Annotated in this window: 23 protein-coding genes; 13 read left to right on the top strand and 10 right to left on the bottom strand. The window is 67.6% G+C overall.

From position 1 onward, the window contains the following. Positions 1 to 16: 16 nt before the first annotated feature. The 7 genes from CH341_RS06760 to CH341_RS06730 all read left to right on the top strand — a co-directional run bounded on the left by CH341_RS06760 (position 17) and on the right by CH341_RS06730 (position 8,525). Positions 17 to 628, top strand: coding sequence for a pyridoxamine 5'-phosphate oxidase family protein (locus CH341_RS06760; protein ID WP_111418271.1), 612 nt, complete (start codon positions 17 to 19; stop codon positions 626 to 628). A gap of 321 nt (positions 629 to 949) precedes the next feature. Next, positions 950 to 1,315, top strand: a complete 366-nt coding sequence (locus CH341_RS06755; protein WP_146604400.1) for a flagellar protein FlaG — start codon at positions 950 to 952, stop codon at positions 1,313 to 1,315. Between the two features lie 362 nt (positions 1,316 to 1,677). After that, positions 1,678 to 3,972 carry a flagellin N-terminal helical domain-containing protein gene (locus CH341_RS06750; RefSeq protein ID WP_111418269.1) on the top strand — a complete coding sequence of 765 codons (2,295 nt, stop codon included), beginning with the start codon at positions 1,678 to 1,680 and terminating at the stop codon, positions 3,970 to 3,972. Positions 3,973 to 4,430: 458 nt separating this feature from the next. Then, a complete protein-coding gene (locus CH341_RS06745; protein WP_111418268.1) occupies positions 4,431 to 6,728 on the top strand; it encodes a flagellin N-terminal helical domain-containing protein in 2,298 nt (765 codons plus the stop codon). A gap of 273 nt (positions 6,729 to 7,001) precedes the next feature. After that, complete coding sequence (gene flaF, locus CH341_RS06740) at positions 7,002 to 7,367, top strand: flagellar biosynthesis regulator FlaF (RefSeq protein ID WP_111418267.1); 366 nt, start codon at positions 7,002 to 7,004, stop codon at positions 7,365 to 7,367. 419 nt (positions 7,368 to 7,786) lie between these two features. After that, positions 7,787 to 8,218, top strand: coding sequence for a flagellar biosynthesis repressor FlbT (flbT, locus tag CH341_RS06735; protein ID WP_111418266.1), 432 nt, complete (start codon positions 7,787 to 7,789; stop codon positions 8,216 to 8,218). Further along, on the top strand, positions 8,163 to 8,525 hold the full coding sequence (locus CH341_RS06730; protein WP_111418265.1) for a flagellar biosynthesis regulator FlaF: 363 nt from the start codon (positions 8,163 to 8,165) through the stop codon (positions 8,523 to 8,525). Before flbT ends, CH341_RS06730 begins: the two co-directional genes overlap by 56 nt. 91 nt (positions 8,526 to 8,616) lie before the next feature. Here CH341_RS06730 and CH341_RS35745 read toward each other — a convergent pair whose 3' ends face one another. Genes CH341_RS35745 through CH341_RS06715 form a run of 3 tightly spaced genes read right to left on the bottom strand, consistent with a single transcriptional unit; the run spans position 8,617 to position 15,003 of the window. Beyond that, positions 8,617 to 11,100 (bottom strand): hypothetical protein, encoded by a 2,484-nt coding sequence (locus CH341_RS35745; RefSeq protein ID WP_245430915.1) that lies wholly within the window; start codon positions 11,098 to 11,100, stop codon positions 8,617 to 8,619. Between the two features lie 8 nt (positions 11,101 to 11,108). Then, complete coding sequence (flgK, locus tag CH341_RS06720) at positions 11,109 to 12,974, bottom strand: flagellar hook-associated protein FlgK (protein WP_111418264.1); 1,866 nt, start codon at positions 12,972 to 12,974, stop codon at positions 11,109 to 11,111. A 31-nt stretch (positions 12,975 to 13,005) separates the two neighbouring features. Further along, on the bottom strand, positions 13,006 to 15,003 hold the full coding sequence (locus CH341_RS06715) for a flagellar hook-basal body complex protein (RefSeq protein WP_111418263.1): 1,998 nt from the start codon (positions 15,001 to 15,003) through the stop codon (positions 13,006 to 13,008). A 428-nt stretch (positions 15,004 to 15,431) separates the two neighbouring features. Here CH341_RS06715 and CH341_RS06710 point away from each other — a divergent pair, with 428 nt between their 5' ends. Next, on the top strand, positions 15,432 to 16,277 hold the full coding sequence (locus CH341_RS06710; RefSeq protein WP_210208198.1) for an AAA family ATPase: 846 nt from the start codon (positions 15,432 to 15,434) through the stop codon (positions 16,275 to 16,277). A gap of 129 nt (positions 16,278 to 16,406) precedes the next feature. Here the strand turns inward: CH341_RS06710 and CH341_RS06705 are convergent, their stop codons facing one another. The 4 genes from CH341_RS06705 to CH341_RS06695 form a co-directional block, all read right to left on the bottom strand. Next, positions 16,407 to 17,381: a Bug family tripartite tricarboxylate transporter substrate binding protein gene (locus CH341_RS06705; protein WP_111418261.1), complete on the bottom strand. Its 975-nt coding sequence runs from the start codon at positions 17,379 to 17,381 to the stop codon at positions 16,407 to 16,409. Between the two features lie 282 nt (positions 17,382 to 17,663). After that, the gene (locus CH341_RS34100) at positions 17,664 to 18,008 is read right to left on the bottom strand and encodes a phenylalanine--tRNA ligase beta subunit-related protein (protein WP_170149506.1); all 345 of its coding nucleotides are present in this window, start codon (positions 18,006 to 18,008) and stop codon (positions 17,664 to 17,666) included. Continuing rightward, positions 17,942 to 18,325 (bottom strand): hypothetical protein, encoded by a 384-nt coding sequence (locus CH341_RS34095; RefSeq protein WP_170149505.1) that lies wholly within the window; start codon positions 18,323 to 18,325, stop codon positions 17,942 to 17,944. Before CH341_RS34095 ends, CH341_RS34100 begins: the two co-directional genes overlap by 67 nt. Positions 18,326 to 18,455: 130 nt before the next feature. Continuing rightward, a complete protein-coding gene (locus CH341_RS06695; RefSeq protein ID WP_111418285.1) occupies positions 18,456 to 19,055 on the bottom strand; it encodes a hypothetical protein in 600 nt (199 codons plus the stop codon). A gap of 78 nt (positions 19,056 to 19,133) precedes the next feature. On the opposite strand from CH341_RS06695, the gene CH341_RS06690 reads away from it, so the two are divergent. Both CH341_RS06690 and CH341_RS06685 read left to right on the top strand, forming a co-directional pair. Continuing rightward, complete coding sequence (locus tag CH341_RS06690; protein WP_111418259.1) at positions 19,134 to 19,709, top strand: DUF2975 domain-containing protein; 576 nt, start codon at positions 19,134 to 19,136, stop codon at positions 19,707 to 19,709. Between the two features lie 8 nt (positions 19,710 to 19,717). Next, positions 19,718 to 19,951 carry a helix-turn-helix domain-containing protein gene (locus CH341_RS06685; protein WP_111418258.1) on the top strand — a complete coding sequence of 78 codons (234 nt, stop codon included), beginning with the start codon at positions 19,718 to 19,720 and terminating at the stop codon, positions 19,949 to 19,951. Positions 19,952 to 19,953: 2 nt separating this feature from the next. Here the strand turns inward: CH341_RS06685 and CH341_RS06680 are convergent, their stop codons facing one another. Beyond that, positions 19,954 to 21,627, bottom strand: coding sequence for an NAD(P)/FAD-dependent oxidoreductase (locus CH341_RS06680; RefSeq protein WP_245430914.1), 1,674 nt, complete (start codon positions 21,625 to 21,627; stop codon positions 19,954 to 19,956). A gap of 158 nt (positions 21,628 to 21,785) precedes the next feature. On the opposite strand from CH341_RS06680, the gene CH341_RS06675 reads away from it, so the two are divergent. The 3 genes from CH341_RS06675 (at position 21,786) to CH341_RS06670 (ending at position 23,365) form a co-directional block, all read left to right on the top strand. Continuing rightward, positions 21,786 to 22,313, top strand: coding sequence for a SixA phosphatase family protein (locus tag CH341_RS06675; RefSeq protein ID WP_111418256.1), 528 nt, complete (start codon positions 21,786 to 21,788; stop codon positions 22,311 to 22,313). Between the two features lie 256 nt (positions 22,314 to 22,569). Beyond that, positions 22,570 to 22,728: a hypothetical protein gene (locus tag CH341_RS34090; protein ID WP_170149504.1), complete on the top strand. Its 159-nt coding sequence runs from the start codon at positions 22,570 to 22,572 to the stop codon at positions 22,726 to 22,728. 265 nt (positions 22,729 to 22,993) lie between these two features. Next, positions 22,994 to 23,365, top strand: a complete 372-nt coding sequence (locus tag CH341_RS06670) for a hypothetical protein (RefSeq protein ID WP_111418255.1) — start codon at positions 22,994 to 22,996, stop codon at positions 23,363 to 23,365. 4 nt (positions 23,366 to 23,369) lie between these two features. Here the strand turns inward: CH341_RS06670 and CH341_RS06665 are convergent, their stop codons facing one another. Together CH341_RS06665 and CH341_RS35165 are read right to left on the bottom strand one after the other, a co-directional pair. After that, on the bottom strand, positions 23,370 to 24,626 hold the full coding sequence (locus CH341_RS06665; RefSeq protein WP_111418254.1) for an MFS transporter: 1,257 nt from the start codon (positions 24,624 to 24,626) through the stop codon (positions 23,370 to 23,372). A 335-nt stretch (positions 24,627 to 24,961) separates the two neighbouring features. Beyond that, on the bottom strand, positions 24,962 to 25,273 hold a 312-nt coding region (locus CH341_RS35165; protein WP_425376151.1), incomplete at its 5' end, for a hypothetical protein.

Below are 25,273 nucleotides of genomic sequence, written 5' to 3'. Positions count from 1 at the left end.
AGTGAGGCAGACCTCCATGTCGACCATCACGTCGTTCGCGGAGCTCGAGGCGCTCTATGGCCGTCCCGACGAGACCTCCACGGCCAAGGAGATCGACAGGATCACGCCGCAATACCGGGTGCTGATCGAGCGCTCGCCCTTCGTCGTGCTCGCGACCGCCGGGCCGGAGGGGCTCGACTGCTCGCCGCGTGGGGACCGGGGCCAGGTGGTGCGCGTCTCGGACGAGCGCACGCTGCTGCTGCCCGACCGGCGCGGCAACAATCGCGCCGACAGCCTGCGGAACATCGTCCGCGACCCCCGCGTCGGTCTTCTCTTCATGATTCCCGGCTTCGGGAATACGCTGCGGGTCAACGGCAGCGCCCACCTCACCACCGATGCCGACCTCCTCGGGTCCTTCGCGGTCGACGGAAAGGCGCCGCGCTGCGTCATCGTCGTCGCGGTCGAGGCCGTGTTCTTCCAATGTGCCCGAGCGATCGTCCGCTCCGCCTTGTGGGATCCGGCGCTGCATGCGGACCCGGCGGCGCTGCCGACTCCGGGGCAAATCCTCGCCACGATGAGCAGCGGCCGGGTCGGCGGCGACGAGTACGATCGTGCCTGGCCTGAACGCGCCAACCGCACGCTGTGGTGAGGCTGGCGTCCACGGCCCGAATTGCCCGCCGCGTCAGGATCACGGTCCGCGTCCCCGTCGATCCGAATATCGTCGCGCGGCGAATCGGCAGCCGGCCCAGGCCGAGGTCGTTCGGCCCCGGCCAATCGTTAAAATTCTAACTACAAAAGTATTTCTCGATAACCATCTTTTCTAACAAGGTCTTAATGCCCAACACTTATAAGTGTGTTCTTGGAAGGTGGAAACGCACGGTCGGCCAAGTGGGTCGACGCGAGGCCTCAGAACGTCATGGACGCAAGTCTCACCATAAGGACACCGAGCGTCGCCCCGAGCGCCGATTACGTGCGTCCTGTGGGCATGGAGACGACGGTCGCCCCCACGGTACTACCGCAGTACCAGACGGTCTCGGCGCTCGGCGGCGGTAGTTCCACGTCGACGGATCCACAGCTCGCCCAGAACGGCAATCCGCCCGCCCAGAACCAGCCGGCGCAGTTCCAGGCGCAACTCACTGCCGACCAGACGACCCGGGTCGTGGTCCTCAATCCGGAAACCCGGGAAGTGATCTTCCGGGTGATCGACTCCCGCTCGCGTCAAGTGCTGCGCCAGGTTCCGGACGAGGCGCTCCTGCGGATGCGGGCCTACAACAAGGCGTTGGAGGAGGGCAAAAGCCCCGCCGACGTGTTGACCCACGCCGACATGCAGGTCTGACCGCCGCCGCTTTCGCGCGGACCATCTCGGCTTCCCGCCGGCATCGTCGAACAACACACCCCGCGTGAGCCATCCACTGCGCTTCCTTCGAGTCACGCTCTCAGGAGGAGCCTCGAGGGCGCGTGCGCCGTTCCTGCAGGCCCTCACTCGCGAGGTCCCGCGCAGTCATCCGGGCCACTCTCCTTAACAACAACCTAATCTAAACCAATGCGTCCGGATCCGACGCAAACCGCGCGCGTTATCCGGGAATTAACCCCTCTTCTTTACGGTTGTTTACAGCCCGCCGTGCGATCACGGCCGGCGACCATGATGGTCGAAGCACCACCGCCAGTACGGCACACAACCAGAAAGGTTGAACTCCCATGGCTTCCGGTATCACCCTCTCGGCCGGCGTCCGTCAGAACCTGCTCTCCCTCCAGGCGACTGCGGACATGATGGGGACGACGCAAAATCGTCTCGCCACCGGCAAGAAGGTCAACTCGGCTCTCGACAATCCGTCGAACTTCTTCACCTCTCAGTCGCTCAGCGACCGGGCCGGCGACCTCAATTCGCTGCTCGACTCGATCGGCCAGGCGGTGAAGACGCTCGACGCGGCCAACAACGGCATCACCTCGCTGACCAAGCTCGTGCAGTCCGCGAAGTCGATCGCCCAGCAGGCCCGTTCGGCGACGGCTCCGGCCGCCACCTACGACGCGCTCAACGTCACCGGCACGCTCCCGTCCGAGACCATCGGCTCGACGATCGCCGGCGGCGCCAACGACCTGTCGGCCAAGGCCGTGAACCTCTCGTTCACCAACCTGGCCGAAACGACCGCTTCCGCGTCCGGTGCCACCTTCGCCAACGATGCGGCGGTGGTGACCGCCATCCCGGCCAGCAACGCTTCCAACGGCACGGTGCAGATCCGCGTCGCCAAGGACGGCGGCAACTTCGTCGACTTCAACGTGGCCGTCGACGACGCCACGATGACCGACAAGGCGAGCCTGCTGTCGACCATCAACGGCACCACCGAGAGCGGCGGCGCCACCCTGTCGTCCTACGGCGTGACCGCCTCGTATGTCGGCAACGTGCTGACCCTGACGGCCAACTCGGCCGACGTCGACTTCAAGGTCTCCGCCGGTGGCAGCGGCTCGACGGCCGCTTCGCTGACGGCTCTTGGACTCACGGCCGGCGACAACAACTCGACGAGCTTGCTCGATCAGATCGTGGCGAACGGCGGTTCGGCGGGGACGTCCAGCCTGGTGCTGAGCGTGTCCGGCCAGACCGACAAGACCGTCACGTTCGGCAACAGCGGCGGTCAGGTCTCGACCGTCGCCGAGCTCAACACCTGGGTCCAGTCGAACCGCGGCGCCGCCACCGGCTCGATCTCCGGCACCACGTTCTCGATGAGCCTGTCGGCTGCATCGGGCAATGCGGTGGGCTTCAACGCGACCGATGTCGGCGTCACCAAGGCCCTCGGCCTCGACGCGACCACGGCGAACTACAACTTCGGCACCGGCGCCCGTGGCGGCATGGGGTCGGCTCTGTCGAAGTCGTTCAACAGCGACCTGACGCTCGGCGAAGTCGACAAGACGCTCGCCAACGGTACCAGCATCTCGATCACGGTCGACGCCAACGACGGCAACGGCTCGCAGACCCAGACGGTCGGCCTGTCCGGTTCCGACAACCTGACGGCGGTCGTGAACAAGCTGAAGGGCAATGCCACCCTCTCCGCCAACCTCGACATCTCGAACGAGGCCGGCAAGCTGAAGATGGTCGCCAAGACCTCCGACGTCGACTTCTCGATCGCCGCCGGTTCCGCCACGACGGCCCTCAACATGACGGCCGGCTCCTACAACTCGACCAGCCTGCTCGACCAAGTCGTTGCCGGCGGCGGCTCCATCGGCGACTCCATCTCGGTGTCGGCCAATGGCGGCGCGGCCCAGACGATCACGTTCGGCAAGGGCACCGGTCAGGTCTCCACCGTCGCCGAGTTCACCAAGGCGATCTCGAACCTGTCCGGCGTCACGTCCAGCGTCACCGGCTCGGCGTTCTCGATCGGCGTCGCGCAGGGCACCAGCCAGACCTCGCTGACCATCACGGGCGCCACCAACACGCTCGCGGCGATCGGCACCAGCGCCCAGACCAAGTCGGGCGTGAAGCACGAGGGTGACCCGAACGCCACCCGTTCGAGTCTGCAGACCGACTTCAACAACGTCCTCGACCAGATCGACTCGTTGTCGAAGGATGCCTCCTACAACGGCATCAACCTCCTCAACGGCGACGACCTGAAGGTGGCCTTCAACGAGAAGAACACCTCCTCGCTGACCATCAAGGGCGTCACCCTGAACGCCTCCAACCTCGGCCTGAACAAGCAGAACGGCACCACGTTCCAGGACAACTCGAAGATCGACGAGACCATCTCGGCGATCAACGATGCCCTGACGTCGCTCCGCACCCAGGCGTCGAAGTTCGGCTCCAACCTGACGACCGTCCAGACCCGTCAGGACTTCACCAAGAGCATGGTCAACACCCTGCAGACGGGTGGCGACAACCTGGTGCTGGCCGACTCGAACGAGGAAGGCGCCAACATGCTGGCGCTGCAGACCCGGCAGCAGCTCTCGACCACGGCCCTCTCGCTCGCCAACCAGGCGAACCAGGCCGTCCTGCGGCTGTTCTAAGTCTCCGAAGCCCACGGGCTTTCACGGACGGCGGGGCTTCGGCCCCGCCGTTTTTTTTGCGTGCGGAGGCCAGACGGCGCCGAGGCCAAGCAGGGTATACAGTCGTTAACAAACGAGGCGGGTCCCGACCCGCGCACACGAAACGGGTCGCAAGACGACGCTGCGGGGGTGACGCGCGCGCATAAAGCGGCCCTGGAATCGCACCTGCGATTTCGTCAAATTTTTCACATGTGGAGAATTTTCTCCGGAATTCGGGGCATCGGAGGGCACAAGGCAGGAAAAACCCGGCAAAAATTGCTTATACGTAAAGAAAGCCGATTTCAGGCGCACATTTTTCAACGTCGTTATCAGAGCGTTAACGATCTGGGCCTTAGCCTGTCCATGCTCGGCAAGAGGCTGCCGCGAATCGACGTCGCGAGCCCTCCGTGCCGACCCGAAATTTCGACGGAGAGGCACCCATGTCGTCCAACATCACGCTGTCCGCCGGCGTCCGCCAGAACCTGCTCTCGCTGCAGAACACCGCGGACCTGATGGCGACCACCCAGAACCGTCTCGCCACCGGCAAGAAGGTCAATTCGGCGCTCGACAATCCGTCGAACTTCTTCACCTCCCAGTCGCTCGGCGACCGGGCCGGCGACCTCAACTCGCTGCTCGACTCCATCGCGCAGGGCATCAAGACGATCGAGGCCGCCAACAACGGCATCACGTCGCTGACCAAGCTGGCGCAGTCGGCCAAGTCGATCGCCCAGCAGGCGCGCTCGGCGACCGCACCCGCGGCGACCTACGACGCGCTCAACGTCACCGGATCGCTGCCGACCGAGATCATCGGCTCGGCTATCGCGGGCGGCGCCAACGACCTGCAGCCCAAGGCCGTCAATCTCTCGTTCACCAATCTGGCCGAGACGACGTCGAGCGCGAGCGGCGCCACCTTCGCCAACGATGCGGCGGTGGTGACCGCCATCCCGGCCTCCAACGCCGCCAACGGCACGGTCCAGATCCGCGTCGCAAAGGACGGCGGCGGCTTCGTCGACTTCAACGTGGCCGTAGACGACGCGACGATGACCGACAAGGCGAGCCTTCTGTCGGTGATCAACGGCACCACCGAGAGCGGCGGCGCCACGCTGAGCTCCTACGGCGTGACCGCCTCTTATGTCGGCAACGTCCTGACGCTCACGGCGAACTCGGCCGACGTCGACTTCAAGGTCTCGGCCGGCGGCAGCGGCTCGACGGCAGCGTCATTGACCGCGCTCGGGCTCACGGCCGGCAATTACGACTCGACGAGCCTGATCGACCAGGTCGTGGCGAACGGCGGTACGGTCGGGTCGTCGAACATGATCCTCCAGATTTCCGGCCAGGCGGACAAGACCGTCACCTTCGGCCATGCAGGCGGCCAGGTGTCGACTCTCACCGAGCTCAACTCCTGGATCAATTCGAACCGCGGCGCCGCGACCGCCTCGATCAGCGGCACCACCTTCTCGCTCGGCCTCGGGGCCGCGACGGGCAATTCGATCGGCTTCGCAATCAGCGATGTCGGCGTCGCCGCCGCGCTCGGTCTCGACGCAGCGCAAGCCGACTACAATTTCGGCACCGGCGCCCGCGGCGGCATGGGCGCCTCGCTCAGCAAGACGTTCAACAGCGACCTCACGCTCGGCGAGATCGATAACACCCTCGCCAACGGCACCAACATCGCCATCACGGTCGACCCGAACGACGGCACCGGCCCGCAGACCCAGACGGTCGGCCTCGCCGGCACCGACGATCTCGACGCGGTGATCACCAAGCTGAAGGCCAACGCGACGCTCGGCGCCAATCTCGACATCTCGAACGAGGCCGGCAAGCTGAAGATCGTGGCGAAGACCGCCGACGTCGACTTCTCGATCGCGGCCGGCCTCACCACCACGGCCCTCAACATGACGGCGGGCAGCTACGCCTCGACCAGCCTGATGGACCGCCTGATCGCGGCCGGCGGCGCCATCGGCGACACCTTCTCGGTGTCGGCGAACGGCGGCGCCGCCCAGACCATCACGTTCGGCAAGGGGCCCACCCAGGTCTCGACCCTGGCGGAGTTCACCAAGGCGCTCACCAACCTGTCCGGCGTCAGCACCAGCGTCACCGGGACTGCGTTCACGCTCGGCATCGCCGAGGGCGCTAGCCAGACGAAGCTCACCATCAGCGGCTCCACCAACACGCTGACGGCCCTCGGCACCAGCGCCCAGACCCTGACCGGGGTGAAGCACGAAGGCACGCCGAACTCGACCCGCGAGAGCCTGCAGAAGGACTTCAACGACATCCTGACGCAGATCGACGGCCTGTCGAAGGACGCGTCCTACAACGGCATCAACCTGCTCAACGGCGACGATCTCAAGATCACGTTCAACGAGCGCGGCACCAGCACGCTGACCATCACGGGCGTCACCTACACGGCTTCGAATCTCGGCCTCACCAAGCAGAACGGCACGGCCTTCCAGGACAACACCCAGGTCGACCAGATCATCGACGCGGTGAATTCGGCCCTGACGTCGCTGCGCACCCAGGCGTCGAAGTTCGGCTCCAACCTGTCGACCGTGCAGGTCCGCCAGGACTTCACCAAGCAGATGGTGAACACCCTGCAGATCGGCGCCGACAACCTGGTGCTGGCCGACACCAACGAGGAAGGCGCCAACATGCTGGCGCTGCAGACCCGGCAGCAGCTCTCCACCACGGCCCTCTCGCTCGCCAATCAGGCGAACCAGGCCGTGCTGCGGCTGTTCGGCTGATCTTCGCTCGGCGGGAGGCGGGGCGCAGGCCCCGTCCCTCCCGCTGCACTGCGGAGCCGCGGTGCGAAGGGGGCGCGTCCGACGCAACCTTTCGCCAACCATGCCGCCGGATTCCGCCGCAAGGCCCCCGACCCAAACGCGCGACTACGTGGGAGTCGCCGGAACCAGGCGTTCGTCCGCATCATTGCGGATGCCAGTCATAAGTATGTCTTAACGGCACGGCGCTACAACCGGAGCATCGTGCCAGAGCGTGGCACCAGGAGCCCCCCGAAAATGCACAGCGCGGCGAAAGCCTACGGACAAGTGGCGCAACAGATCGCTAATCCGCGCGAGCTCGAAGCCCGACTGTTGCTCAAGGCGGCGGCCCGCCTGCAGCACGTCCGAGAGGACTGGGAGAAGGACCGCTCCGACCTCTCCGATGCGCTGCTTTACAACCGCAAGCTCTGGACCGTCTTCCTCACCTCGGTCACCAGCCCGGACCACGCCCTGCCGGCGGCCGTTCGTCAGAACGTCGCCAATCTCGGTCTTTTCGTGATGAACCAGACGATCGAGATGGTGCGCGAACCTCGTCCCGAGGCCCTCGCTCCGCTGATCAACATCAACCGCGAAATCGCAGCCGGCCTCCTCGGCCAGCCCTGAGCCGGCCTCCGGCCCTGCGGGCTACGGTCGCGCATCGGCCCGAGCGGCGCCCGGGCTTCGGCCCTCGGATCGCCGCTCCCCGTCCGTCCGGGCCGCTCCCGTTGCGCTTCACCCCTACCGGCGCTGCCCTCCCCGTCCCGAAGGCTGTGATTTTCGTCGCGGCTTCGGCGATCGGCACCTTCCTGCAGGCCCGCGTCGCCGGCGCCCTCTGCCGGCTGATCCCGGCCGGTGGTCGGCCGCGGCCAGCTCCACACCATCGCCTCCGTGTCCAAACGCGCCCCGCTGTCGCGCGGCACGCTCTGTCCGGACGGCACGTCAAGCGCCCTCTTTTCGGGGCGGCGAGCATCGCCGTGGAGCGCTCTTAACGGTTCGTTAAACCGAATGGTTAACGATCGGTGAGACACACGCGGAGAGCGGCGATGGCCCTGAAGGTCGAACTGAAGCCCGGCGAGCGCATTATCCTTGGTGATTGCGTCATCACCAACTCGGACCAGCGGGCCCGCCTGCTGATCGAGGGTGAGACTCCGATCCTGCGGGAAAAGGACATTCTCACCGCAGAGACGGCCGATACGCCGGCGAAGCGCGTCTATCTCGCGGTACAGCTCATGTACACGTCCAAGGACGCGCGGGCTTACCACGAGATCTACTTCAAGCTGGTGAGCGACATCCTGAAGGCGGCTCCGAGCACGTGGCCGCTGATCGAGAGCGTGAACAACCACATCCTAGCCGGCGAGATGTACAAGGCCCTGAAGGAGGCCAAGAAACTGATCGCCTACGAGAGGGAGCTGGTCGACCATGCAAGACGCAGCCACGGCGAGCAGTCCGGAGCACCGCAAGCTCGCTCCGCGTGACGTTCAGGCGCACCTGCTGCTCGAGGCCGCCAGCCGCCTGCAGGCCGTGCAATCCGGCTGGAGCGACAGCCGGAACGAGATCGCCGAGGCGCTGTCCCACAATCGCCGCCTCTGGGACGATCTTCTCGTGTCGGCCTGCGATTGCCCGCCGGCGCTGCCCAGCCAGGTGCGTCAATGCATCGCAAGCCTCGGCCTGTATGTCGCCCACCAGACGACAGCCATCGCGGCCGACCCGCAGCCGGACCGGCTCACGCCTCTGATCGGATTGAACCGCGACATCGCAGCCGGCCTGCTCGGTCAGACCTGAGCGCGCCGCGCGCCCTCGCGAGTCGTCCTGGGTTCCGGGCTCCGACCTTCAGTCGGCCCCGGAACGACCGGGATCAGATTTCGACCGCCTGCTAGAGGAAGTTCACCAGGTTGAGCTTCGAGAGCATCGCGGTGGTCTGCAGCGACGCCGACAGGCTGGTCTGCAGCGCCAGGATCATCGAGGCCGATTCTTCCATCGGCACCCCCTCGACGCTGCCCAGCATGTCGGTCAGGGCCGCGGTCGTCTGGGTATGGCGGTCCTTGGCGGTCTGCACCGACTTCTGCGTCGCACCGAGATCGGCCGTGACGTCGGAGACCTTCTGGACGCCCTGCTGATTGCCGAGATTCGACTGGATCCGCCCCATCAGCGCCGTGAAGCGCCCCGCCCCGTCGGTATCGCTCGACGAGAACGACACCGCCGCCATGACGGCGACGTTGGCGAGCGGGATTCGGAACGCCTGCTCGTTGGCCCGCATGCCGTAGGAGACCGTGATCTCCGCATCGATCCGCGCGACCGAGGTGTTGCGCGCGTTCATCGACCCGGCCTCGCCCGTGTACCATTGCATCGTGTTGGCGCTGGTCCCGGCGACCAGCGACGTCGCGCTGTCGAAGGGCGGCCCGTTCACCCGCTGCACCGGCGAGGCGTCGCCGCTGTTGAAGAACTCGTTGCCGGCCTGCACGGCCGAAGCCGCCGCAAGCGATGTACGCGCGAGCGTGCCGACCGACGAGTTGAGCAACGAATGCAGGTTCGAGAGCGTCTCCGCCTCGGTGGTCCCGATGGCGAACTGATTCTTCCCGGTCGGAGCGTCGACCACGGTCGCGACACGGTTGCCGGCCGTGAAGCCGAGGCCGTCGAGGGTGGCGGAGTCGCCGCCGAGCGCCACCTGCTCTCCGGCCGCCGACTTGACGACGAGCTGCCCCCCGAGACTGGAGACCGTCACGCCGGAATTGCCGCCCGGCAGCGCGCTGAGCGCAGCGGAGATCTTGGTCGCGGCCGTGCTCGGACTGTCGCTCGCCCGCAGCCCCGAGATCGTCACCGGGGCGCCGCCGTTCAGTGTCGGCGTCTGGATCGTGATGTCGCCCGGGGTGCCGCCCAGGACGGAGCCGGGCGCCGCGAACCCGCCGGTGCCGACGATGCTCTTCGGCGTGCTGACCGCGGTCAGAACCATGTTCTCCGAGGTGCCGTCCGGCAGCGTGAACGTGAACGTCACCGTGTCGCCGTCCTTGGGCAGCGTGCCGCCGAGATCGACCGACATCGAGCGCGGCGAGCCGGCCGGCTGCGTCACGGTCGCGCCCGACACCGTCGTTGCGATGGCCGACAGCTTGAAGCCGAACACCGAGCCGGCGACATCCTCGCCGATCGAGACCACATTGGTCGGGGCCGAGCTGGTGGCGGCCAGGCCGAACTTCGATGCCGCGGCCGTGCCGCCGATGGTGATCGCGCCGGTGCTGCTGGCGGCCGTGACGGTGAGATTGCCGTTGGCCGGGTTCACGCTCGCGGTGCCGCCGCTCAGCGACGACAGCGCCGTGTTGAGCTCGGCCATGGTCGAGACTTCACCGACCCCGGTCCCGAACGTCACCGATACGCTGCTCGATCCGATCGCGACCGTCAGGGTCTGGCCGGCCGTGACGCCGCCCGCCTGGTTCAGCAGGTTGGTCGGCGCCGCCGTCCCGACCGAAACGCCGAGCTCGGTGAGCAGCGACGGCGAGCTTCCCGCTCCCATCGTCACGCTGGTGTCGGCATCGGCGCCAGTGAGCACCAGGCGGTTGCTGCCGTCGAGCGAGGCCGTGACCTGCGGGGCGCCGGGAGCAGCCGCCGCCGTCATGGCCGTGTTGATGGCGTCCCCGACCGTCGTCCCGTCGGCGCCCGGCGGAACCGTCACGGTCACGCCGTTGAGATCGAGCGTCCCGCCCGCCGACACGTAAGGGCCGCTCAGATCGGCTGTGCCGGTCGTGACGCCCGCGGCGTCGGGCGACAGCGTCGCCGTCGTGCCCGTCAGGCCGGCGATCGACGACGTGGTCGCCGGGATCACCAGACGCCCCATACCGGTCGCGCCGACATCGGCCTGGTTGCGCTCGGTGATGAGCTGGATCAGGCCGGCCTGCGGTCCCAACCCGTTGAGGATGTGGTCGGTCGTCTCCACGGCCGGCCGGTCGGGGCTCTGGCCCGAGAAGATGTACTGGTCGCCGAACTGGGTGTTGAGCGCACCGAGCATGCGGTCGAGCTGCCCCTGGGCCGTCACCTGGTCCTGGGTACGGCCATTCTGCGAGATGACGTAGGTCGCTTTCGGGATCGAGGTCTTGACCGTGCGGGCCGCCGCATCGATGTCGGTGAGCGCCGTCTGGGCGAGCTTCAGCCGCGTGTCGAGCTGGCTGATCGACCCGTTATAGGCCGCCACCGACGAGAGCTTGGTGCGCAGCGCGATGGTGAGACCGCGGTCGAGGCCGATCCCGGCATAGGTGTCGGACCGCTTCTGCGTCCCGAGCTGCCGCTGCAGATCGTCGAGCTGACGCCGCATCGCCACCAGCCGCTCGACCTGCAGCTTGCTCTGGCTTCCCAATCCGGAGATCGTCATGGCGACACTCACATCATCTGGAGCAGCGTCTTCAACATCTCGTTGACGACGGAGAACACTCGGGCATTGGCGCCGTAGGCCGTCTGAAGCGTGAGGAGCGTGGTCATCTCCTCGTCGATGTTCACGGCGGCGCCCTCGTCGAGACGCTGCTGGAGGGCGTCGACGACCATCTTCTGGCCTTCGGCGAGCTTGCTGGCGCCACTGGCACTCTCGCCCTGTTGCGCCATCGCCTGGCGCAGGAAGGCCGTGATCGATCCGGTGAACGGCGTTCCGGTCGAACCGACGCCGGTCTTCGCCGAATAGGTCTGGGTGGCCGTGGTCAGCTTGTCGTAGAGAAAGTTCGGCCGCGTCTGGTCGCCCGAGGACGTGGTCGTGTCGTAGGCGACCAGCTTGCTCACGTCGGCGAGCAGCGCCGGGTTGACCGTGATGCGCCCCGCATAGCCGACCGATTGCGGATAGCTGCCGGCCGGCGCCCCCGAATAGGACTGGCTGCCGTCCAAGAAGAACGGCAGCGCCGCCGTCCCGCCCGAGAGCGAGGTCGCGGTTTTGGTGACCGTGGCGGCAACCAGATCGGACGTGCTCGCGGCGCCGTCGTCGAGCACCCGCAACGTCGTGCCGGACGGGTTGGAGAACTGCACCTGGCCCGTGAAGGCCGCGTTCATCTGACTGATGGCGGAGGCGAGACCATTCGAGAAATCGATCCCGATCACCCGGTCGTTCGGGTCCGCCGTCAAGTCGTTGGAGAGCGGCAGCGCGCTCGGATCGTCGACCCGTACCAGCGTCGCGGTGTGGGTCTCGCCGGTCAGTGTGTCCTTCCAGCTCACCTTCATGGTGTTGCCGGCGAGCAGACCGGACAGGTCCAGATCGAAGCCGGACTGAGCGCCGGACGTCACCGCCGTGCCGGCCGTGGTGGTGTCGGAGAGTGCCCGCGAGATCGCGGCGGCGACCTCGTCGAGCTGGTTCTGCGCCTGCGGCAGGACCGTGTCGCGCATCTCGAGATAGGCGGCGATCTTCCCCGACTTGAACGACCTGGTGCTGATCAGGTCGATGGTGCCGCCGCTCGAGTTCGTCGCCGTGATGGTGCCGACCTGGCGCTTGCTGGGGTCCGCGCTCCACTGGGAGCCGGCCGTGATGGTGCCTTGCGGGTCGAAGTTCAGGGTCGACGCTTGCGCGCCGACGAGCTGAATCCCCGAACTCGTGAACACCGCGACGGAGTCGTTGGCGTCCTCGGTGAAACGGATGTCCATCAGATTGGACAATTGATCCAGGTAGTAATCCCGCTGGTCCAGCAGAACGGCGCGCGAGGCGTCGTCGGTGTGCGAGGAGGTGAGCTGGGAATTGATCTGGGCTAAGCCCTTCAGACAGCTGTTGGCATTGCTCACGCACTCCGACAGCCCCTGCTCCGCATTCTCGCGCAGCGACTGGATGTCGGCCGTCATGTTGTTGAGCTGCTGAGCCACCGCTTGCGCGCTGCTCAGCACGTTGGCCCGCGTCGAGTAGTCGGACGGGTTGGTGGTCAAGGCCTGCAGGGAGGTTGTGAAGTCGTTGTAGACGGACTCGAGCGACGTCGACGAGTTAGGATCGGCGTAGATGCTCTGCAGGCGATCGTAGAACTGCGCCCGCAGCTCGGTGTACGAACCGCCGGAGGATTCGGTGCGGAGCTGCCGCTGGATGTACTGGTCGACGAGCCGGTTGACGCCGGCGGTGCGGACGCTGACGAGATCTCCACCCGCCGCGATGGTCGCCGTCTCGACGGTCTTCCGCGTGTATCCGGGCGTCTGCGCGTTGGCGACGTTGGCGGCGACCAGCGACAGACCACTCTGGGACGTCTTCAGTCCGGCGGACGCCGTCCCGAGTGCCTGGGTGAGACTCATGAGGTGTCCTCCGCGGTCGCGGCCCTAGTCGTCAGCGCAACATGTTCAGGAGGTCCTGAACCATCTGGTTGCTGGTCGTGATCACCCGCGTGTTCGCCGAATAGGCTTGCTGGGTGACGATCAGCTTGGTGAACTCGTCGGCGATGTCGGTGTTGGCGCCCTCGAGCGAGCTGCCGACGATCTTGCCCGATGCGCCGTACACCGCGGTGCCCGACTCGTCGGTCGCCTCGAAGGCACCCCCGTCGATCTTCTTGAGGAAGTTGGCGCCAGCGAACTTGGCGAGCGTCACCTCGGCGAGGTCGATGGTGCGGCCGTTCGAATAGGAGCCGACCACCCGCCCCTTCTCGCTGACCGAGATGGTCTGCAGGGCGCCGGCCGCATAGCCGTTCTGGGTCAGCAGGTTGACCTGTACGTTACCGTTCGAATCGGAAAATTGGGTGATGCCGCCCGATCCGAACTTGAGCGCGATATTCCCGAGCGTGGCGCCATCGACCGTGACGTTGGACAGGGTCAGATTCGACACCACGGGGTTCATCTGGCCGTTGGAGTCGAAGGTGAAGTTCGTTCCGACGTTCTTCCAGGCCACCTCGCTTCCAGTCGCACTGGAGTCGACCTGGTAGAACAGGTTCCAGGTGTCGGTGTGTCCGCTGCCCAGCGTGGTGCTGTCGATCTTGGCCCAGCGCAACTGGATGTTCGTCTGCGAGCCGGAGACGTCGTAGGCCGTGATGGCGCCACCGCCGATCGACTGCGACACGAAGGTGGTGAGGTCGTCTCCTACCACGGTCTGGTTGGACGGCAGCGCGGACGTGGTGTGGAGACCGAAGGCCAAGGCCGAAACGTCGCCGCCGACCGTGATCGTGTCGGTGAGGCTCGCCGCCGTGATGGTGAGGTTGCCGTTGAGCGAGTTCACCGAGGCGGTGCCGCCGGTCAGCGTGGCGAGCTGCGTGTTGAGATCCGCCATGGTCTGGACGTTCGGCAGTCCGCCCGTCCCGAACGTGATCGTCAGCGTCGGGTTGGAGCCGACCGTGATCGTCAAGGTCTGGCCGGACGCGGCCGCCGACTGGGTCAGCAGGTTGGTCGGGTTCGTGGTACCGACCGTCACGCCGACTTCCGTCATCAGGGAGGCGTTGCTGCCGCCGATCGCGATGGCGGTGCGCGCGTCCTGGCTCTGCAGCGAGAGCTTGCCGGAGGCGTCGAGCGACGCCGTCACGGCCGGCGACGCAGCCGTGTTGATGGCGCTGACCACGTTGGCCGGCGTCATGCCCGCCGTGAGCGTGACGGTGTTGCCGTTCACCGTGATGGTTCCGGCATTGACCAGGGTACCGGGCAGCACCGCACTGCCGGTCAGCAGAGCGTTGGCATCGGGGCTCAAGGTCGCGCCCGTGCCGGTGATCTTGGCCGGCTGCGGCGACACCGCGGTCGGGTCAGCGATGAACGAGGTCGGGTCGAGCAGCTCGGAGCCGACCGTCGAGGTGTCGTGCGACGGGGTGAACGGATAACGGGGCAGGTTGGCGCGGTAGTCGATCTCGGTCGTCTGCTGCGCCGGCAGGAAGTCGTTCTTGAACTTCAGGAGCCCAGGAACGCTGCCGGTGAGGTTTCCGGTCGTGGAGTCGATCGGAATGCCCATCAGGTAGTACCCGGCGCCGTTGACCAGGTAACCGTCCTTGTTCGGCTGGAAGTCGCCGCGCCGCGTGAACTGGTTGACCCCGGTGAACACCGGATTGTTGTCGACCATGCTGGTCGGCTTCTGGACGACGAAATATCCGTCGCCGTTGATCGCCATGAAGGTGCCGATGGAGCTCGTCTGGATGTCGCCCTGCACCGAGTTGGTGCCACGCGAGGAGGCCGAGACGCTGCCGGCGACCTGCTTGGACGGCTGGTTGTCCTGGATCAGGTCGGTGAAGCTCGTATCGGTGCGCTTGTAGGCCGTCGTCTGCGAGTTGGCGATGTTGCCGGAAATGTTCTGCAGGGCGAACGACTGCGCCTGCATGCCCGTGACAGCGGTGGTCAGCGCGCCAAAGATACCCATCGGTCGTCTCCACTCGACGAGCGGCACGCGTGACTCGTGCGGCCGCACCATGCCGGAGGGTTCAGCAAGCCCTGTGCCGGCACGTGGAGACGTTCAATATCAACAACTTAGGTCCGGATTCGTCGCCGCATCACGGCCCGTCCCCGGCAAATCTGGCCCTCGTTCGGCAGAATATTCCGATCTGCCACGGCAAAACCCGGCTGCGCATCCCGGCCAGGACGCACATCCGCAGGCGGGCGAAGGCCTCCCTCCGGCCGCATGTCCCTTTCAACGGACGCGTCCAGCGAACCAGGCGGATTTTTTTGGGCGGTCGCGCTTTTTTTCGATCGGACCCGCGTGCCGGGTCGCCAGTGGCGGAGCGGAGCGTCGCTTGCCCACTCCTGGGCGACGCCCTACTGTCCCGATAATCCGGACAAACGAGGATCCCCATGCGCTTCGAAGGCACCAGCGGCTACGTCGTCACCGACGACCTCAAGGTCGCCGTCAACGCCGCCATCGCCCTCGAGCGCCCACTGCTGGTCAAGGGAGAGCCGGGCACCGGAAAGACCGTCCTGGCCGTCGAGATCGCCAAGGCGGTCGGCGCGCCGCTGATCGAGTGGCACGTCAAGTCGACCACCAAGGCGCTGCAGGGCCTCTACGAGTACGACGCGGTGTCGCGCCTGCGCGACAGCCAGCTCGGCGACCAGCGCGTCAAGGACATCCGCAACTACATCAGGCGCGGCAAGCTGTGGGAGGCCTTCGTCGCCGAGGAGCGGCCGGTGCTCTTGATCGACGAGATCGACAAGGCCGACATCGAGTTCCCGAACGACCTCCTCCAGGAGCTCGACCGGATGGAGTTCTACGTCTACGAGACCGGCGAGACCGTGAAGGCCCGGCGCCGGCCGATCGTGGTCATCACCTCGAACAACGAGAAGGAGCTGCCGGACGCCTTCCTGCGCCGCTGCTTCTTCCACTACATCCGGTTCCCCGACCAGGAGACGATGCGGGCGATCGTCGAGGTGCACTTTCCCGGCATCAAGCAGCGGCTGGTCGCCGAGGCGCTGAAGCTCTTCTACGAGATCCGCGACGTGCCGGGCATGAAGAAAAAGCCGTCGACCTCGGAGCTCCTGGACTGGCTCAAGCTCCTGATGGTCGAGGACATCGGCCCCGAGCTGTTGCGCGAGCGCGACCCGAAGAAGCTCATCCCCCCGCTACACGGCGCTTTGTTGAAGAACGAGCAGGACGTCCACCTGTTCGAGCGCCTCGCCTTCATGGCGCGACGCGAGGGGCGTTAGCGTCCTGGCAGCGGAGGATCGGCGCATGCTGGAAACTTGCCCCGGCGGATCGAGCATCGGCGTCCCGTCCGAAGGGGCGGCACGCGCCGTGGGCTCGCTCACCCGATGGAAAAGCGCGCCGGGCCGGGACTACTGCATCTTCACCTCGGCGAGGCGGACGACCTCGGCCCATTTGCGCGACTCGGCGGCGATGTAGGCGCGGCTCTCCTCGGGCGAGTTGGCGACCAGGATGCCGCCCTGATCGGCGATGACGCGGGTCGCGTCCGGCTCCCTCAGCGCCTTGACCAGGGTCTGGTGCAGCAAGGCGAGGCGCGCGGCCGGCAGACCGGCCGGCGCCAGTAGGGCATAGATCGTCTCGGCCTCGGCGTCCGCCACGCCGGCCTCCGCCATGGTCGGAACATCGGGCAGCACCGGAGAGCGCACCCGCGCCGTCACGGCGAGCGGCACGATGGTGCCGGCCTTGATCTGCGGCAGCATCACGGGAATGTCGCCGAACAACATGTCGATCTGGCCGCCCATCAGGTCCGTGAGAGCCGGCGCGACGCCACGATACGGGACGTGGACGATGTCGATCTTGCCGGCGCGCAGCCGGAACAGCTCGGCGGCGAGATGCAGTGAGGTCCCGTGCCCGGACGTGCCGAAGCTCACCTTGCCGGGGCGCGCCTTCGCCATGGCGACGAGCTCGCTCACCGACTTGACGCCGAGATCCTTCCTGACCGTCAGGACCTGGGGCACCGCGGTGATCACCGTGAGGGGAGTGAAGTCCTTTACCGAGTCGAACGGCATCTTCGGCATCAGGTGCGGCAGCATGACGAGGGCACCGCTGGCGCTGATCGCGAGCGTGTAGCCGTCGGGCTGGGACTGTGCCAGGGCGCCGAGCCCGATCGTGCCGGCCGCGCCGGTCCGGTTCTCGACGATGACCGACGCCCCGAGATGATCCTGGAGCAGCCGCGCCACCAGCCGCCCGATCAGATCGGTCGGGCCGCCGGCCGGAAACGGGACGATCAGCTTGACGGGCTGGCTCGGGTAGCGGTCCTGCGACCACGCCGGCGAGACCCACGGAACGAGTGCGGCAATGCCCAGGGCGGTCCGTCGCGTCAGCATGCGCCTTCCTCCTCGTATCGGGTGTCCAGACGCCCCCACGAAGCCGTCGCGCAACAGCGCATGCTCCGGTCGAGCGAACAGGCACGGATATGGCCGGGCCCCGGCCCGTCCGTGACGGTCCGACCGGCGAGCCGCGAGGCTGCAGGTCGATGGCCACGAGATCGGGTCGTCGGAGGCTCGTTCCTGGCGAATTCCTCTCGGGTCTCTCCGGACCCTTAGGCTATTAGGCTAGCTTGTTGTCCTTTATACCCAGTGAGGGGGTCTTGCAACAGGGAACCGCAGCTATCCGACGATCGTGGTGGTTATGCTTTCGGCCGCCGCGTGGCATCGCAGCAGATCGGCCGTCCGGTCGAGCGTCGTCTGGAGGCCTTGGGCGCCGCTGAACGCCGTGACGACCAGGAGAATACGCCGCGTCGCCACCGTCACCATGGCGCGCTCGGAGTCGCTGGTCGGGCTGCCGAAGGGCCCGGTCCCATCGACATAGACGGGCAGGCCCTCCAGGTTCAGCAGCTCCTTGCCGATGCCCTTGTAGGTCTCGCCGGCCGCCGCGACCCGCATCGTCACGTCGTCGCCCTCGATGCGGTCGCGATCGTAAACGCCGAGCGACTGGCGGCTCTCGATCGACACGAGTTCATGAGATCGACCACACTGTTGATGTGGTAGAGCCCGAGCCCGCGGAGAATCCGCCGTATCAAGGCCTCCTGTGAGCCGCGATAGCGGGTCGGATCCTTGCCGAGCGCCCGGTAGGCGCGACGCAGCGCCTGCACGGCCGGCAGCCTGGCGATGTCCTCGATCGCCATGTCGCGTTTCACCGCCTCGGCGCAGGCGTCCAGCTCGGCACCCAGCGCGACGGCGTCGACGCTGTTGACGACGTCCGCCTCGAGGATGCCGAGGACCAGGATCGGACAGGCGGCCTTCACGGCCGGATCGATGGTGATGTGCATGATCGTTGATCCGCGGATCGGCGCGGCGACGGCGGCGCCCGGCACGATCGGCTAGGCTGAACCCGTGCCGCCGTCCAGAGGCCGCTTCCCCCATCATGGCGGTGCGCACCAGCCGGCCTCGCCCGCTCCGTCAGCCGCACCGCGGCAGCTCGGCCGGGACGGCCTGGCCGGCAATCTCGCGAAGATCGACGTTCCGCACCAAGGGAAAGAAGTCGCCGCCAGCCTCGGTCTTGAGATAGGTGGTGAGTCGTACGCGGTCCGGCGCGCCATCGGCCCGGCACGCCTTGGCCCCGACCTCCAGCGTGAGCGAGCCACGTTCTCCACGGCTCTTGCGCGCCATCATCTCGGTTCGCAGCGCCACCACCTCGGCGGCGTCGGCGGGCTCGAGCCGATAGCCGTACACCGCCGTTCCCTCGGCGACCTCGCCGCGCAGACCGATCAGCTCGCCGGCATCGGCGAGATCGGCCAGGACGAACTCCTTCGTGACGGGTTGCGCCGAGCCGGTCTTGACGCTGAGGCGCAGCGTCACGCTGCGCGGCAGCGGTCGCACGCCGGTGGGCAGCCGAACCGCCACCCGCAACACAGAGGGATCGACCGTGGTGAAGTCGGTGCGGGCGAGCTTCACCATGGACGTGACCGGCATCGAGGTGCAGCCGGCCAGCACGGCCGCAGCGACGAGGACGACGGACAGGGAGCCGCGCAAGCGGCGGAGAAACCAGGGGAAACGCATCGGCACCACCTCGATTGACGATATCTAATTATCGTTTTACAATAACTCATCATCGTCATTCGATCAACGAGGCTGTCCATGTCCAGATCGTATCCGGCATCGCTCGACCCCGCCCTCGCCTCCCCGCAGGAGCGGCTCGCCCGCCTCTCCCGGCGCATGGAATGGGTCACCACGGTCGGGATCGTGCTGATCGTCGTGCTGGTGGGGCTCGCCTTCGTGATCCCGGACTGGAGCCGCAACCTTCTGCTCAGCCGGCTCGGCGCCACCGGCGCCAAGCTGCCGCTCGGCCCGTCCGATCAGATCGTCCTGGCGATGATCTACGCGGTGCCACTCGGCATCATGATCTGGGGCCTGTGGCAGGTGCGCGCCCTGTTCCGCGACTTCGCCGCGGGCCACGTGTTCACCGGCGACGCGGCGCAGAGGCTACGGCTGTTCGGCCTGTCGGTCCTGCTGCAAGGGCCGCTCGGCCCCCTCACGGCGACCGTGCTGGCGCTCGTCCTGTCGCTCGGCAACCCGCCCGGCCAGCGCTATCTGGTGCTGACCTTCTCGATCAACGACTATGTCGCGCTGATCGTCGGAGGCGTGCTGATCGCCATCGCCGCGGTCATGCGCGAGGCCGTCCGGCTCGCGGACGAGAACGCGGCCTTCGTGTGAGAGCCGGCATGGGCATCGTCGTCAATCTCGACGTCATGCTGGCGCGGCGGAAGATGCGCTCGAAGGATCTGGCCGAGCGCATCGGCATCACCGAGCAGAACGTCTCGCTGCTGAAGTCCGGCAAGGTGAAGGGCGTGCGCTTCGATACGCTGGCGCGCATCTGCGCCGTGCTCGACTGCCAGCCCGGCGACATCCTGGAGTATCGGCCCGGTCCCGAGGACGACGCTCCGCCGGGTCTCTAGCGTCACCGTCCGCTCGGACGACCGTGTCGACTATCGACGGACCGAGGACGCTCCGGGCGTTGTGGAGAGGAGCCCGGCGCGGTCTCGTCCGACCCACCGGCCCGATCCTCGATCGCCTTGGCGCGGCGCCAGTCGAGTGCGTTCGGCGGTTCCGGCGCATCGTCCGGCCCGAACGAGGGATCTCCATAGGCGCGCCGTCCATAAATCTCGGCCGGCCGCAAAGGCTCGTCCTCGTCGCGCTCTCGGCGGGCCTCCGTGGGAGGCGCGGCGGCGACGGCCCGCACCTCGGCCCAGTCGGTCGGCGGCGGCCCGTCGGTCTCCTCGTCGGAGCGACGATAGAGCGGCGGCGCGGCAGCACGGCGCTTGCGGTCGCGACGCTGGGCCAGTGCGGCCGCCACGGTCTCGCGGCGATTGCGCAGGCGCATCCGGGTTTCCTGGACGAGGCGGCCAGACGTTCCGCCGGCCCAGACCAGGTCCCAGGGCTCGAACTGGCGCCAGTTGTCGTCGTTCTCGACGATGGCGCGAGCGATCAGGTTGCCGGCGATGGCGGTGGTGTTGAGACCGTGCCCGCCGAACGCGGCGGCGACCCACAGGCCGGGCGAGATCTCGCCGATCTGCGGCATGCGGTGGATCGCGAAGCCCATGCTGCCGCCCCAGGCATGGGTGAACTCGACCGGCCCGAGCTGTGGATACACGGCGGCGATCGCCGGCTTGAAGGAGCTCTCCGCCACCTTGCGCGGATCCCGGGAGAAGCAGGTCCCCTCCCCGCACCACAGCAGCCTGTCCCCGTCGACCACCCGGTAGTGGTGATTGGCGAAGCGGGAGTCGCTGACCGCGCCCGGATAGGCGATCGCATCGTGGAGCCGGCCCCCGAGCGGCGCCGTGACGGCCGTGTAGCTGGTGACCGGCAGAACCGTCTCGGCGAGCCGCGGCATCAGCTCGCCCATATGGACATTGCCGGCCAGCACGACCTGGCCGGCCCGCACCATCGCGGCCGGCGTGGCGACACGCTTGCGCACGCCGGCCGGATCGATCTCGCGCGCCGGCGTGTCCTCGAAGATGCGCACGCCCGCTGCCTCGGCCGCCGCCGCCAGGCCGAGCGCGTAGTTGAGCGGATGGATGTGGAAGGCGTTCGGATAATGGAGGGCGTGAAAATAGGCGTCGGACTTGAGGAGTTCGCGCACCTGCTCGACCGGCCAGCCCTCGACGGCGGCACCGAAGTCGCCGGCGAGCAGCGACAGGGTCTCCTGCATCTCGTCGAGGTCGTCGGTCTTGGAGACGTCGAGCCAGCCGCGGGCCGGATGAACGGCGGGCAGCTCGCTCTCGCGGATCATGGTTCGCACATAGGCGACGCCAGCCTCAGACAGCGCCCAGAGCCGGCGCGCCCGGTCGAGACCGACCCGCTCGACGATCCGGTGCGGATCACAGGCGAATCCGGGCAGCACGAAGCCGCAGTTGCGGCCCGATGCGCTCCACGCGACGCGTTTGGCCTCCAGCACCACCACGGACCAGCCGAGCCGGGCGATCTCCAGGGCCGTGGTGAGCCCGGCGAGCCCGGCCCCGATCACGCAGACGTCGACGTCCACGTCGAAGGCCAAAGGCGGCCGCTCGGGGGCCGCGACCGCCGTCGCCGCGTACCAGCTCCGCCCGTAGTCCGCCGCCACCGTCTCGTCCATTCTGCCTCGCTCGCCGGGCCACGCCGGGGTCCCCGTGTCGGGAAAACCGAATGCGGCTCCGCCCGTCATCGCCGCCGTGATAAGTCTGGAGGCGCCCGGCTTCCCCTTCGCCGGATGCGGCCTGGACTTTGTGCGCCGCCACATGGAATTTGCAACCCATGCGCCGACTCATTCTGCTCCGTCATACCAAAGCCGATCCCGCCGGAGCCGGGATTTCCGATCATGCCCGCCCGCTCAACGGCCGGGGCGGCACAGCCGCAGACAGAATCGGCGCCTACATGGCGCGGCATCATCTGGTCCCGGACCGCGTGCTGTGCTCGACCGCCCAGCGCACCCGCGACACCTGGGCCCATGTCGCGCATCAGCTCGGTGAGCCGCCTGCCGCCGAATTCGAGCGCCGCATCTACGACGCCTCGCTCGAGCGTCTGCTCGCCGTCGTGAAGGACATTCCCGAGGAGGCGCACGCCGCCCTGGTGGTCGGTCACAATCCCGGGCTTCACCAGCTCGCGACCGCCCTGATCGCCACCGGCGACGTGGAGGACCGTGAGAGGCTGCGCGAAAAGTTGCCCACCGGCGGGCTCGTGGTGATCGATTTCGCGGTGGACCATTGGAAGGCGATCCGTCCGCAGGGCGGGCGGCTCGACCGCTTCGTCAGCCCGCGGACCCTCGAGGACGAGCCGGCCTGACCGCCGGGACGCGGTGAACTTACCAACATTTACTGTTCGTTAATCCAAATTCCTCAGATTTGACCTATCTCCGGCAGCGATCCGGAACCCGCCGCCTCGACGGGACGTTCACAGCACATACATCTCCGAGACTGCCGCACCGGCGCAGGCCGGCCGGTAATTCGGGTGGCCCGGGCGCCGCGATGGAACCGAAGCGCCTCGGCGAAGTTGTCTACGTGCTCAAACCGTTCCGTGGCTGCTGGCTATGACGTTCAAAATGGATCATCCCCGTTTCGAAGAGAGCCGCGAACTCGCATGCAGCGAGGCTCGGCAGCCCGTCGCGATGCCGTTCGACACGCGCGAGCTGGACAAGCTCCCTCAGCCGACCGACGACGACCCGCCCTACCGTCCGTGGTGGGTGGTCGAGCGATCGTGACCTGAGTGCGTCGGCTGGACGAAGTCCGCATCGTTTCGCGGAAAGGGCGAATCTGTTACATATCTCGTGATTGTGAGGGTCAGCGGCGGACGTCTCGGGCGCCCGCCGCTTTGTTGTCCGGTTCCGGTGTTTGCGTCCCCCATCCGGGCATCGGGCCGCGCTGCGCGCGGGTCGTTCTGGTCGTGTCGTTCTAGAGTTCGAGCGTCCGGTCGATCACGTATCGCCCGGGCGCTTCCGGTTCGAAGCTCTTTCCAGCGAGGATCCCATGATTCGGTTCGCAACGATGTCGGCAGCGGCAGCGGTCGCTCTCTCCGTGCTTTCGTCTCTGCCGGCATCCGCCCGCACGCCGTACGACGGCGCCTGGAGCGTGGTGATCATCACGGATCGCGGCACCTGCGACCGCGCGTATCGCTACAGCGTGCAGATCACCGACGGAATCGTCCGTTATTCCGGCGAGATGGGGATGGATTTCCGCGGCCGCGTGGGACGCGGCGGCTCGGTCGCCGTGAGCGTCGCGGCGGGCGGCTCTCGGGCCGACGGCACCGGCCGGCTCGGCCAGAGCTATGGTGGCGGAAGCTGGCGGGGGAACAGCTCGACGGGCCAGTGCTCCGGCCGCTGGACGGCCGAGCGCCGCTGATCCGTCAGACTTTTTCCGCCTCCGGCGGGTCGCCCGCCGCGAACCGCTCGATGCGGGCGAGCGGCGGCACGAGGCGCATCCAGGCGAGCGTCAGGGCGATGGCCCCGACGCCGCCGATCATCGCCGACACGACCGGGCCGGTGACGGCCGCCACGGCCCCGGCGCGGAAATCGCCGAGCGTGCCGGTCGTGCCGGTGAACATCGAGTTCACCGCCATGACGCGGCCCAGCACCTCGTTGGGAGTCCGGGTCTGGATGAGACCCTGGCGGATCACCACGCTCATGGCGTCGGCTGCGCCCAGCACGGCCAGCGCGAACAGCGACAGCGCGAGCCAGGTCGAGAGCGCGAAGACGATCGTGGCCGCCCCGAAAAGTGCAGTGGAAGCAAACAGTTTCAACCCCAGCCTTCCGTCCGGGGCGCGCCGCGCCAGCACTGCCGTGACGGTGAGCGCCCCGAGCGCCGGGGCGGCCCGCAGCAGGCCGAGACCCCACGGGCCGGTGCCGAGGATGTCGCGGGCGAAGATCGGCAGCAGCGCCGTGACGCCGCCGAACAGCACCACCACGAGATCGAGCGTCACCACGCCGAGCAGCACCGGCTGGCCGCGCAGATAGACGAGGCCGGCCATCAGCGAGGCCAGCGTCAGCTTTTGGCGCGGCGCCGTGCGGACCACTGAAGGGATCAGCGAAGCGAGCGTCGCGGCGACCGCGAACAGCCCCACGCAGGTGCCGTAAACCACCGTCGGACCAAGCACATAGATCAGCCCGCCGAGGGCCGGCCCGCAAATCGTGGCGGCCTGGTTGGCGCTGGCCGAGGCGGCGATCGCGCGCGGCAGGACGGCGGCCGGGACAAGGCAGGGCAGCAGCGCGTGCATGGTCGGGATCTCGAAGGTCCGCGCCGTGCCGATCGCCAGCAGCACCGTGAACATCAGCCCTCGGCCGATCGCGCCGCTTGCGGTCCCGGCCGCAAGTGCCAGCGCCAGCACGCACATTCCGGCCTGGCAAAGGCGCACCACGGTGCGGCGGTCGTAGCCGTCGGCGAAATGCCCGACCAGCAGCGACAGCGTCACGAACGGCACGAACTGGACCAGCCCCACCAGCCCCAGGTCCAGTGCGCTTCCAGTGATTTCGTAGATCTGCCAGCCGATTGCGACGGTCTGCATCTGATAGGCCGTGACGCTGAGCACGCGCGAGCCGAGGAAGCAGACGAAGGCGCGCTGCCGCAACAGGGACGGCGCGGCGGCAGCGGACGGCGGAGCGGTCACGGGCGATTTTCGGTTGGCCGACGAACGGGATGACCGCGGGAGCTTAAACCAGATCGCAGCGCCCTGCCCAGAGGCCTGCGCGCATCCGCGCAGCGGCGTCGGGGAACGCCGCCATCGACGCCGCGTTGACCCGGACCCGTGCCCAGCGGCTCGCCCCGGCCCTCCGGGACCAGGGACAAGCCCTTGTGGCACAACGAAATCCGTGAGGACCCCATGCCGATCCGAGACGCCGCCCGCCTGTTCGCCGCCGGCCTCGTCTGCCTCGCAGCGGGAACCGCGACGGCCCCGGCCCAGACGCCTCAACCCCCTGTCATTCCTGAGAAACCGGCGCCTTCTCAGGCGACCCCGCCGGCCAGCCGGCTGGATTGCCCGCCCGGCGTCGACCCCGGCCGCGCGCCGTCGCTGGGCAGCCAGAGCGGGGCCGGCAACACCGGTACGACCAACGGCACCACGGGCGCGGGCGACAGCCTGTCGTCCCAGCTATCCCATTCTCGCGGCGTGGTTTGTCCGCCCGCCGGCACGGATCCGGGTATCGTCGAGGCGCCGCCCGGCGGGGGCGCCATGAAGGTGATTCCGCCGCCCGGCACCCCCGGGGGCGAGCCGGCACCGGCCCCGAAATAGCGGGGTCCGGCGACCCGAGCGGCGGC

The sequence above is a fragment of the Rhodoplanes roseus genome, assembly GCF_003258865.1.
Classification (GTDB): Bacteria; Pseudomonadota; Alphaproteobacteria; order Rhizobiales; family Xanthobacteraceae; genus Rhodoplanes; species Rhodoplanes roseus.
Note: the sequence above shows the minus strand (reverse complement) of the source record. Positions and strands in the feature narration are given on the sequence as shown.

Bases quoted from the DNA above. Each gene is read 5' to 3' on its own strand.
- CH341_RS06710 (WP_210208198.1), top strand. From the start codon at position 15,432: ATGCGCTTCGAAGGCACCAGCGGCTACGTCGTCACCGACGACCTCAAG.
- CH341_RS06675 (WP_111418256.1), top strand. From the start codon at position 21,786: ATGCGCCGACTCATTCTGCTCCGTCATACCAAAGCCGATCCCGCCGGA.
- CH341_RS35745 (WP_245430915.1), bottom strand. From the start codon at position 11,100: ATGACGATCTCCGGATTGGGAAGCCAGAGCAAGCTGCAGGTCGAGCGG.
- CH341_RS06685 (WP_111418258.1), top strand. From the start codon at position 19,718: ATGGGCATCGTCGTCAATCTCGACGTCATGCTGGCGCGGCGGAAGATG.
- CH341_RS06730 (WP_111418265.1), top strand. From the start codon at position 8,163: ATGCAAGACGCAGCCACGGCGAGCAGTCCGGAGCACCGCAAGCTCGCT.
- CH341_RS06715 (WP_111418263.1), bottom strand. From the start codon at position 15,003: ATGGGTATCTTTGGCGCGCTGACCACCGCTGTCACGGGCATGCAGGCG.
- CH341_RS06760 (WP_111418271.1), top strand. From the start codon at position 17: ATGTCGACCATCACGTCGTTCGCGGAGCTCGAGGCGCTCTATGGCCGT.
- flbT (WP_111418266.1), top strand. From the start codon at position 7,787: ATGGCCCTGAAGGTCGAACTGAAGCCCGGCGAGCGCATTATCCTTGGT.
- CH341_RS06695 (WP_111418285.1), bottom strand. From the start codon at position 19,055: ATGCGTTTCCCCTGGTTTCTCCGCCGCTTGCGCGGCTCCCTGTCCGTC.
- CH341_RS06680 (WP_245430914.1), bottom strand. From the start codon at position 21,627: ATGGACGAGACGGTGGCGGCGGACTACGGGCGGAGCTGGTACGCGGCG.
- CH341_RS06705 (WP_111418261.1), bottom strand. From the start codon at position 17,381: ATGCTGACGCGACGGACCGCCCTGGGCATTGCCGCACTCGTTCCGTGG.
- CH341_RS06750 (WP_111418269.1), top strand. From the start codon at position 1,678: ATGGCTTCCGGTATCACCCTCTCGGCCGGCGTCCGTCAGAACCTGCTC.
- flgK (WP_111418264.1), bottom strand. From the start codon at position 12,974: ATGAGTCTCACCCAGGCACTCGGGACGGCGTCCGCCGGACTGAAGACG.
- CH341_RS06745 (WP_111418268.1), top strand. From the start codon at position 4,431: ATGTCGTCCAACATCACGCTGTCCGCCGGCGTCCGCCAGAACCTGCTC.
- CH341_RS34095 (WP_170149505.1), bottom strand. From the start codon at position 18,325: ATGCACATCACCATCGATCCGGCCGTGAAGGCCGCCTGTCCGATCCTG.
- CH341_RS06690 (WP_111418259.1), top strand. From the start codon at position 19,134: ATGTCCAGATCGTATCCGGCATCGCTCGACCCCGCCCTCGCCTCCCCG.
- CH341_RS34090 (WP_170149504.1), top strand. From the start codon at position 22,570: ATGGATCATCCCCGTTTCGAAGAGAGCCGCGAACTCGCATGCAGCGAG.
- CH341_RS06670 (WP_111418255.1), top strand. From the start codon at position 22,994: ATGATTCGGTTCGCAACGATGTCGGCAGCGGCAGCGGTCGCTCTCTCC.
- flaF (WP_111418267.1), top strand. From the start codon at position 7,002: ATGCACAGCGCGGCGAAAGCCTACGGACAAGTGGCGCAACAGATCGCT.